This window comes from Agathobaculum sp. LCP25S3_E8 (assembly GCF_052117165.1).
Classification (GTDB): Bacteria; Bacillota; Clostridia; order Oscillospirales; family Butyricicoccaceae; genus Agathobaculum.
The window spans coordinates 1-7207 of the sequence record NZ_JBQKJR010000091.1 but is presented as its reverse complement, the minus strand read 5'-3'; the positions used below and the strand labels follow the sequence as shown (position 1 = coordinate 7207).

Below are 7207 nucleotides of genomic sequence, written 5' to 3'. Positions count from 1 at the left end.
TGCCGCAGTTTTCCTGCGTTCCGCTACGCTCCACTTCGGAAAACTGCGCTGTATTACCATGCTTTTCAGATTTTGGGTGTTTCCAGACTGCACATTTCTTGACATTTCCAACTATCTGCTTGAAAGGAAAACAAATTATGAGAAATTACACAACACAAATGGATGCCGCAAGACGTGGCATCATCACTCCCGAAATGAAAGAGGTTGCGAAAAAGGAATACCGTACAGAAGAAGAAATTCGTGAACTTGTCGCCCAAGGAAAGGTGGTCATCTGTGCCAACAAACTTCACACTTGCATCAATCCCAATGGTGTCGGATCGATGCTGCGCACCAAGATCAATGTAAACTTGGGCGTATCCCGTGACTGCAAGGACTATGATGTTGAGATGGAAAAGGTTATGTCGGCGGTCAATATGGGTGCAGAAGCAATCATGGATCTGTCCTCCCACGGCAATACGCAGCCTTTCCGCAGAAAGCTGACCGCGGAATGCCCTGCCATGATTGGTACGGTTCCCGTCTATGACAGTGTCATCCACTATCAGAGAGACCTTGCCACCCTTACAGCGAGAGATTTTATCGATGTGGTAAAACTTCACGCAGAAGACGGTGTTGACTTTGTTACGCTCCATTGCGGCATTACCCGTAAAACCATTGAGCAGATTCGTAAACACAAGAGAAAAATGAATATCGTTTCCCGTGGCGGCTCCTTGGTGTTTGCATGGATGAGCATGACCGGCGAGGAAAACCCCTTCTACGAATACTTCGATGAAATTCTGGAGATCTGCCGTGAGTATGATGTGACGATTTCGCTCGGTGATGCCTGCCGTCCCGGGTGCCTTGCCGACGGAAGTGACGTTTGTCAGATTGAGGAACTGGTCCGCCTTGGCGAACTGACCAAACGTGCATGGGAAAAGGATGTGCAGGTAATGGTGGAAGGCCCCGGACATATGCCAATGGATCAGATTGAAGCCAACATGAAGATGCAGCAGACCATTTGCATGGGTGCGCCTTTTTACGTACTCGGCCCTATCGTTACCGACATTGCGCCCGGATATGACCATATTACCTCTGCCATTGGCGGTGCAATTGCCGCCGCTTCCGGTGCCGCTTTTCTTTGCTATGTGACGCCTGCAGAACACTTAGCTTTGCCAAATGTGGATGATGTGAAGCAGGGCATTATTGCTTCTCGTATTGCGGCTCATGCAGCGGATATTGCCAAAAAAATTCCTCATGCAAGAGATGTTGACGATGCCATGGCAGATGCACGCCGTACCTTTGATTGGGAAAAGCAATGGGAATATTCCATCGATCCTGAAACAGCAAAGGCAATACGTGATAGCCGTGCTCCGGAGCATGAGGATAGCTGTTCTATGTGCGGCAAGTTCTGCGCAATCAGAAGCATGAATAAGGCGCTGAACGGTGAGTATATCGATATTCTTTAAGTCGAAAAGATAAAACGATGTGCAATCGTGGGCGGGGTTTTCCATGCTCTTGGAACATACTAACTAGAATTTTCCTACTTTGCTGTCGGCGGCAGTGCTTCAATTCACAACGAAAACCGGCTCACCATTCGGTGAGCCGGTTTTCGTTTGGATATGGTTATTTGGTTTCCTATGGCAGTTTACCAAATCGAGACACGGGCCTCAGGCGCTATCCACATGCCGTCGCCTTCGGTGATGTCATAGGTGGTGTAGAATTCGTCCAGCGTCTGAAGCACGCGGTTAACACGCAGCTTGTCCTGCGCATGTACATCCAGCGTCGCGTAATATGCGGCGGTATCGCGCGGCATAGTGGAGCACCAGGTGTTGGCTATGGCACGGAACAGAGCGTCCAAATCGGGATTTGCTTCGCTCTGCGCCGCTTCGAGAACACACTGCGCTGCGCCAAGGTCGGCGATATTCTCAGAGAGCGTCAGCGTACCGTTGCAGGTGATGCCGGGGGCAGCTTCGACGCCGTCGTAAAACGCGATGACTTCATTGCAAAGCTGCTGGAAAGCTGTGTAATCCTCCTCTGTCCACCAGTCGGTGGCATTGCCGTTCTTATCATACTTGGCACCATTGTTGTCAAAGGCATGCGTGATTTCATGGGCAATGATATAGCCGATGCCGCCGAGATTTGCTTCGCGCGAAGCGTTGACGTCATACAGCGGAGCTTGGAGGATGCCGGCCGGGAACACGATTTCATTATAGGACGAAGCATAGTATGCGTTGACCGTGTAGGCAGCCATCATCCACATATCCTTGTCAACCGGCTGGCTTTGCAGCTGCGCCATCAGTTTCTTTTGCGCTTGCAAGAGGGTAACGATATTGTCAAAGTAGCTGCCGCCATCGGCTGCGGTTTTAAGCGTAACACCTTTATAGTAGTCATTCCATTTTCCGTCATCCGGATAACCGACCTTGACGCTAAGGGAATCCAGCTTTTCCACTGCTTTTTCTTTGGTTGCATCACTCATCCAGTCGAGCGAGAGGATGCGGCCTTTATAGATGTCGATAAAGTCGTAGACCATAGCTTCTACATCGGCCTTAGCCTCTTCGGAGAAGTAGGCCTGCACATACAGGCGGCCGAGTTCATCGCTGAGATACTGCTGGAGCTTCTGGGTGGCATTCTCCTCGTCGCTCATCGTGCCGGAAACACCAAGCATGTCTTCCCGATAAGTGTTGGATGCATTCTGGAAGTCGCGGCTCAGAAAACCGCCAAATTGAAAGAGAATGGACAGACGAAAATAGGCCTTGAGGTCATCCAGATGTTCCTCGGTGAAATACTTGGCGGAAGCCTCGAGCAAGCCTGTATCGGATACAATAATTTGATTATCCGAGCGGGCAAGGCCGCTCTGGGTATATAACTCGTCCAGATTGAGCGTGGGGAACAAGGCTTTAAGCTCCTCCATGGTGTAGACGTTATAGGTTTGCTCTACATCGCTATAGTCCTGCTCGTCAAGTGCATGACTGGAAAGATCTTTCTCCAACTCCCATACGCGTTGTGCATCTGCCGCGGCGCTTTCTTCATCCGCGCCACCAAGTTCAAACAAAGTACGAATGAAGGTGAGGTAAGCCTCTTTCTGTTTGCCGCTGTCCGCAGCGTAGATTGCCTTAGACAGATTAGGGGAGAGAGGGGAGAAGGAAACGGCATAGTGGCTGGAGTCCATGTCGTCAATGGACAGGGTAAAACCCATCAGCGTATCATTGGCAAGGTCCTCGCCAACCTGCTTATGGACAGCCATGAGCTCATCTACACTTTGCGCGGCCTCAGCCGCATCCAGATAAGAGCGGATGGGTTCGATACCTGCCGCATTGCGCGCATCCCAATCCAGAATGTTCGTATACAATGTGGCTATGCGCTGAGCATCCTCGCCGACAGGGTTTGCAACCGTTTGCTCGATGAGTTGTGTCATTGGTTCTGTATTGTTTGCAATCGCGTCGAATGTGCCGGTGGAATATTGACCGGCAGGGATTTCCGAACTGTCCAGCCAGCTTTTGTTCACGGAAGCATAGAAGTCATCCTTCAGATTGGTTCCGAAAAGTGCATATGTGCGATGGATAAACAAATCAAGCTGTTCCATTGTGACATTTTCATCTGGCGAGAATGTGGTTGAGGAGGTGCCTGCGACAATGCCGGAGGCAAATACATCGGCAAGCTCTTCTTCGGCCCATGCCGGAACATCAGTAAAATTAGAGGCAGGGTAACCGGAGCGGGCATTGTTTCCTTGCGGAGCAGGCAGGCCGCCGAAAGCGCGTTGCAGCATGACCAGCGCTTCTGCGCGGGTGACTGGGTCGTTTTCGCGCAAATCACCGTCCGGGTCGCCGTGCATGACGTCGGTAGCGGTTACGCCGGGGTTGTAGTCATCCGCTGCCGCAACCAACGCGGCACAGACATTGCCACGCGTTGCAGGCACGCTTTCGTCTGCTGCAAGTGCGGCAGGCCATGTGGTGAGCAGAGTCGCAACAGATAGTCCCGCAGCAATGAGACGTGTTACATTCATAGTTTCAGTCCTTTCATAAATCATGGTGTGAATGGTGCAATTCAATGATACGATGCATTTCCAATGCTGTCAATATATAACAGATGGCGGGCAATATAAAATCTAAGAGGAGCAAAAAACCACAAAGTCAATAACTTTGTGGCTGAAATGTTGGTGACCCAGCAAATGATGCATGACCAAAACGGACAAGGGGTATGCGGTTGGTTCTACCGGAAGTTTCTTCTGCGTTCAGCATTTCGGTAAATAAAATTTCATAGTTTGATCTGTAGGAGCAATTTGTTTACTCAATCAATTTTTTAATTAAATGAAAATAATGGATGGAAGGCTTGCGCACTGCCGAACGTGCATAGACCGGTTGATTACGGGCATAATAACAGCAAACCAACAAAGGAGGTCAAATTCATGAATCACGCTCAATGCAATAAGGCAATCCGCTGCACGGTTTCTCAGTGTGCAAATCACTGTGATAGCGCGGAATACTGCGCGCTGGACTGCATCACGGTAGGTACGCACGAGGCTAACCCGACAGTCGACCAGTGTACCCATTGTTAGATATTGCGCGAAATAGTAGTTATCATTCAGAACAGAATCTTCTACATAATTCAACTTTTTTATGGTTGGAACATGGGTCAAAAGATTGATTTAGAAAAAACTGATAACTATTAGTTCGAAAATATCAATGAGGTGTTACAATGAGTGAAGTGATATGCATAACAAATGCAAAGGGCGGAACAGGGAAGACCACAACGACATTTAATCTTGGTGCGGCACTGACTAAGCAGGGGAAAAAGGTGCTGTTAATCGACAATGATAGTCAAGCATCTCTTACCAACGCGATGGGCGTGTTACCCTCTGACTGTAGAATGACTCTTGCCACATTGATGTGTCAGGCAATTGACAGTCCGGAATTGTTGACCGAAAGTCTTGCCAAAGCGATTTTACAGCAGCATTCCCTTGACCTAATTCCCGCAAATCAGAAACTCAGTGGCGTAGCAACACGCTTATCCGTCATGCAGGCAACGGCATCCATGTTCAGCGAAAAGGACGATATCCAACCGGTCTATGTGCTCAAAACGATCGTGGACATGCTTCGTCCGCTATATGATTACATATTGATCGATTGTAGCCCGCATCCCGATTTGCAGATGATCAATGCGCTGGCTGCTTCGGACGAGGTTATTATCCCGGTGCAAGCGCACTATCTGGATGCGGAGGGGCTGCCGGATACGCTAGAATTGGTACGCCGTGTACGAGCAGCTTATCAGCCTAACCTTTCTTTACGTGGCCTGCTTTTGACCATGTACAAAGGCCGCACGCTGCTTGCCAAGGCTGTTAAGGAGCAGATCGAAGAGGACTACGGCACACAGCTCCATGTTTTTACGCAGCCGATCGATTACTCCATCCGTGTGGCGGAGCATTCGGCCTATGGTGAGAGCCTACTGGACTATGCACCGGACTGTCCGGCGGCGAAATCCTACGCTCTGATGGCAGAGGAAGTGCTATCACATGAGTAAACCGAATATCGCTGTGACGCTGCGGCGGCGCGCCGAAACAGTGAAACCTGTAGAAACATCTACTACAGCGCAAAGTGCAGAAGATCAGGCGTATGAAGTTTTGTTTGGCGGAAAACTGATACCGTCGCAAGGGAGACGAACGGCTACCCTGCCAATCGACCAACTGCACCCGTTCTGCACTGCCAATATCGGCTTCAAACCGTACAGTGAAGAAAACCTGCGCACTTTGGCAGATGATATTGCTGCCAACGGGCTCATCGAGGCGATCAAGGTTCGTTCGATTGCCGATGGATACGAAATTCTCAGTGGACATAACCGTGTTGCCGCCTGCAAATTGCTCGGCTGGACAGAGATGCCTGCCGATATCGAGCCTGTGGATGACGACCGCGCTATCGTGATCGCAACGGTGACCAATTTGCAGCGGAGACAAGGGCTGCTGCCTAGTGAACGAGGCTGGGCATACCGGGCATTATTGGAGGCGCATAAACGGCAAGGAAAACGAACCGACTTATTAAATGTCACTTCTGTTGAAATTCAACCGAAGTCTACAACACGGGAAATCGTTGCCGGATTCTTCGGCGTGAAACCGCACGATATTCAACGGGATGTCCGGATTACCTATCTGATTGTGCCGCTGCTTGATGCCGTGGATGAACGACGTCTTAACCTTATGTGCGGCGTTGCAATCTCGTATTACGATGAAGAAACGCAAAAACTGTTTTGGGAACGGCTGAAAACAGAAGATTGGCAGCTGACCGTCGCCGTCATGCAACGAATTAAGAAAGCGTGTCCACCGCCGCATGTGTCGGCTGCTGTCCTCGGAAAAGCATGGAATCTGATTGACGCAGAAAGACTGCAACACAGCAAGCCAAAAACGATCTCGTTTAATCGTAAAAAGTTTGCGCCGTATCTGAGTAAAGTCAGCAGCGATCAGGAGCTTGAAGCATTGTTTTTGGAGTTTCTGAAAGCCAAGTATTCATAATGAGATAAGCGGGAAAGGGATTACACGTCTGATTGGTTCGTGTGATCCCTTTCTTTCATTTGCAAAAGGTGGTGTTTTGTGAAAAAACTATGTATGTATCAAGATGGCAGGAGCGTAGATGTAAAACAATTTTTGCTTACTTTGCCAGACAAGCAAAGAGACAAATTCTTGAGGCAAATTGCCATGCTGATATTGCCAAGAGACACATTGGGCCGCCCGCAAGTCAAGCACTTTCAGATGGATCGATACCGCTGTCTGTATGAACTGCGCGACAAATACCAGAATCAACTGATCCGCATTATTTTTGCGTATACCTCATCCGGCAATGTCGTATTGCTGGAAGCTTTTATAAAGGATCACAAAAGAAAAACGGACGTGGCACTTGCTTCTGCGCTCGAAAAACTGCGTCAAATCGAAAATAATCCGACACAGTTTCTTTTAGAAGTCGATATCCGACAGTGGATACAGGAGTCATAAAGGGAGGGATAAATATGTATCTGTTCATTCACAGGCAGCGCCCACCGCCTCAGGCATGGTAATTCACGGATTTTGTGTTTCATGAGCTTTGCAGATTTCAGCTTCGTACTTATATATAGAGGACGCGAAGTACAATCGCGTCCTCCCAGTCTGTCGAGAAACCCGGCCTATGCGTCAGGCATAAGCCGGGTTTCTGGCGTATAAAGGCCAAAAAAGTACAAACATGAATGGAGAAGACTTCTCCTTCCACAACCA

General features: G+C 49.2%; 6 protein-coding genes. 5 read left to right on the top strand and 1 reads right to left on the bottom strand.

Annotated elements, in window-relative coordinates; all coding sequences use genetic code 11:
• Nucleotides 1-137: 137 nt before the first annotated feature.
• On the top strand, nt 138-1442 hold the full coding sequence (thiC, locus tag ACTQ34_RS16960) for a phosphomethylpyrimidine synthase ThiC (RefSeq protein ID WP_441364807.1): 1305 nt from the start codon (nt 138-140) through the stop codon (nt 1440-1442).
• A 179-nt stretch (nt 1443-1621) separates the two neighbouring features.
• Here the strand turns inward: thiC and ACTQ34_RS16955 are convergent, their stop codons facing one another.
• Complete coding sequence (locus tag ACTQ34_RS16955; protein WP_441364806.1) at nt 1622-3979, bottom strand: M13-type metalloendopeptidase; 2358 nt, start codon at nt 3977-3979, stop codon at nt 1622-1624.
• A gap of 402 nt (nt 3980-4381) precedes the next feature.
• On the opposite strand from ACTQ34_RS16955, the gene ACTQ34_RS16950 reads away from it, so the two are divergent.
• The 4 genes from ACTQ34_RS16950 (at nt 4382) to ACTQ34_RS16935 (ending at nt 6952) form a co-directional block, all read left to right on the top strand.
• A complete protein-coding gene (locus ACTQ34_RS16950) occupies nt 4382-4531 on the top strand; it encodes a DUF1540 domain-containing protein (RefSeq protein WP_441364805.1) in 150 nt (49 codons plus the stop codon).
• 140 nt (nt 4532-4671) lie between these two features.
• Nucleotides 4672-5493, top strand: a complete 822-nt coding sequence (locus ACTQ34_RS16945) for a ParA family protein (protein ID WP_441364804.1) — start codon at nt 4672-4674, stop codon at nt 5491-5493.
• The gene (locus tag ACTQ34_RS16940; RefSeq protein WP_441364803.1) at nt 5486-6475 is read left to right on the top strand and encodes a ParB/RepB/Spo0J family partition protein; all 990 of its coding nucleotides are present in this window, start codon (nt 5486-5488) and stop codon (nt 6473-6475) included. Before ACTQ34_RS16945 ends, ACTQ34_RS16940 begins: the two co-directional genes overlap by 8 nt.
• A gap of 78 nt (nt 6476-6553) precedes the next feature.
• Nucleotides 6554-6952, top strand: a complete 399-nt coding sequence (locus ACTQ34_RS16935; RefSeq protein WP_441364802.1) for a type II toxin-antitoxin system RelE/ParE family toxin — start codon at nt 6554-6556, stop codon at nt 6950-6952.
• Nucleotides 6953-7207 lie beyond the last annotated feature (255 nt).